Source organism: uncultured Aquincola sp. (assembly GCF_964001545.1).
Taxonomy (GTDB): Bacteria; Pseudomonadota; Gammaproteobacteria; order Burkholderiales; family Burkholderiaceae_C; genus Aquincola.
This window is the reverse complement of sequence record NZ_CAXFDV010000482.1, coordinates 1-2,193: the sequence shown is the minus strand read 5'-3', so window position 1 is coordinate 2,193 and position 2,193 is coordinate 1. Positions and strand designations below refer to the sequence as shown.

The following is a 2,193-nucleotide window of genomic DNA, read 5'->3' as shown; positions in this document are numbered from 1 at the left end:
CGACTTGCCGGCGCCGTTGCGGCCGATCAGCGCGACCCGCTCACCCGCTTCCAGCGAAAAGCCCGCGCCATCGAGCAGCGGAACGTGGCCGAAGGCCAGATGGGCGTTGGAAAGGGACAGCAGGGCCATGGTGCAGGGCAATCGGGGGCGGGCAACAGGCGAGCATACCTGCCGGGCCGGTCGCGTCAGGCGCCGGGCTCAGGCCGAAATCGCATGCTCCCCGCCCAGGGCCTCCACCAGGTCTGGGATCAGCTGCCGCAGCTCGCCGGTGGCAATCGCCGCATCGGCTTCGAAGGCTTCGTCCTTTTCCACCTTGGGCAGGCCTTCGAACACACCGTCGAGGAAGGCGATCTTGCGCACCTGGCCGGTGTCGCTGAGCACGAAGGACACGCGGCCCTGCCAGGTGAGCGCCAGCCGCGTGGGCAGCTTGCCGCTGCGGATGTGCTCGCGCACCTCCTCGATGTCCAGCGCATGGCGGGCGTAGCGCACCACCGACTTCATCTCGTCCGGCGACTTCAGCTCGCACTCCCGGTCGATGCTGAAGGCGGCCGGCGGCTCGGTGCCGGCCAGCCAGGCCGACATCACCGCCACCGGCGTTTCGGCCGTCTGCAGCAGCGTGAGCGACAGGCCCTCGCCGGCCTTGACCAGCTGCGTCACCACCTCGTCGGCGCGGTTGGCGCTGCCGCTGTCCACCATCAGCAGGCGCTGCACCGGGTCGATCCACACCTGCACCGCGGCGCGCTTGGCAAAGGCCTGCGGCAGCAGCTCGTGCAGCGCGTCTTCCTTCAGCTCCTTCATCTGCTTCTTGCCCGGCTTGCGGCCGGTCTGCTGCTCGATCTGCGCGGCCATTTCTTCGGCGCGGCGGCGCACCACGGCACCGGGCACGGCCTTGTGCTCGACCTGCAGCTTGAGCAGCCAGTGGCCGTCCACCACCTCCAGCAACGGCGCGTGGGCCACGCCGCGCGGCTCCACCCAGCCGGCCGACATGGGCTGCGTGGGCGTGCAGGGCACGAAGCGCATCTGGTCGAGCGCCGCCTCCAGCTGGGCCGGGTCGGCCGCCCATTCGGGCGCGATGCGGTAGACGATCAGGTTCTTGAACACGGGTTCGGGTCGCGGTGGGAAAAACCGACGATTGTCCCCCGACGGCCGGCGTCGGCGCCAGCCGCCCGCGGGTAACGGCAGGTGGCCAATGGCATCAATATTGCTGATTTGCTGGCTGCTTCGCAGACCCACCAAGACCCACGTTCCCGGAGACATCCTCTTGCGCCTGCCCGCCCTGCCCGCCGCCCTGCTCACCGGCCTGGCCCTGCTCGCCAGCACCGCCCATGCCGCGCCCGCGGCCCGTTGCCTGACCGACTGCACGCCGCGCATCGGCATCGTCTCGGCCTTCGGCGCCGAGGCCGACATCCTGGTGGCGCAAACCACCGGCAAGCGCACGCACGTGGTCAACGGCAACCGCTTCACCACCGGCACGCTGCGCGGCAACCGGGTGGTCATCGTGCTCAGCGGCGTCAGCATGATCAACTCGACCATGGTCACGCAGCTGATGCTGGACCACTTCAAGGTGCAGCGGCTGATCATGAGCGGCATCGCCGGTGGCGTGAACCCGGCGCACCACGTGGGCGACGTGACGGTGCCCGAGCGCTGGGTGATGCCGATGGAGGTGTACTGGCAAAGCAACGACCAGGTGCCCGCCGCCTGCGGCACGGCGGGTGATGTGTCGTGCCTGGGCTTGTCGCTGGCCAAGACGCCGGCCGGCCAGCCGCTGCCGCCCTACCAGGGCTGGTTCCTGCGCGAGAACTACGTGATGAACAGCGCCAACGCGCCCAAGGGCGAGTTCCGCTTCGACTACCCGGTGGACACCGACATGCTGGCCGTGGCCCGGAACCTGAAGCCGGCACTGCAGCGCTGCGGCCCCAAGGCCGCCGCCAGCGGCACGGTGGACGAGAAGCAATGCGTCAAGCACCAGCCCAAGCTGGAGGTGGGTGGCACCGGCGTCTCGGGCACCGCCTTTCTGGCCCACGCACCGTACCGCCGCTACCTGTTCGAAACGCTGAACGCGCAGGTGTTCGAGATGGAGACTGCGGCCCTGGCCCATGTGGCCTATGCCAACCGCGTGCCCTACATCGCGATGCGCAGCGTCAGCGACCTGGCGGGCGCCGAAGAATTCAATGCCGACGTGGCCGCGCTGTT

At 69.4% G+C, this 2,193-nt stretch carries 3 protein-coding genes; 1 reads left to right on the top strand and 2 read right to left on the bottom strand.

Annotated elements, in window-relative coordinates:
• On the bottom strand, positions 1-129 hold a 129-nt coding region (locus ABNT58_RS16475), incomplete at its 3' end, for an ATP-binding cassette domain-containing protein (protein ID WP_348754535.1).
• Positions 130-198: 69 nt separating this feature from the next.
• The gene (locus ABNT58_RS16470) at positions 199-1,101 is read right to left on the bottom strand and encodes a recombination-associated protein RdgC (protein ID WP_348754534.1); all 903 of its coding nucleotides are present in this window, start codon (positions 1,099-1,101) and stop codon (positions 199-201) included.
• Between the two features lie 160 nt (positions 1,102-1,261).
• Between ABNT58_RS16470 and ABNT58_RS16465 the strand changes: the two genes are divergently transcribed.
• Positions 1,262-2,193 (top strand): 5'-methylthioadenosine/S-adenosylhomocysteine nucleosidase (locus ABNT58_RS16465; protein WP_348754533.1); only part of this gene is annotated, 932 nt, incomplete at its 3' end.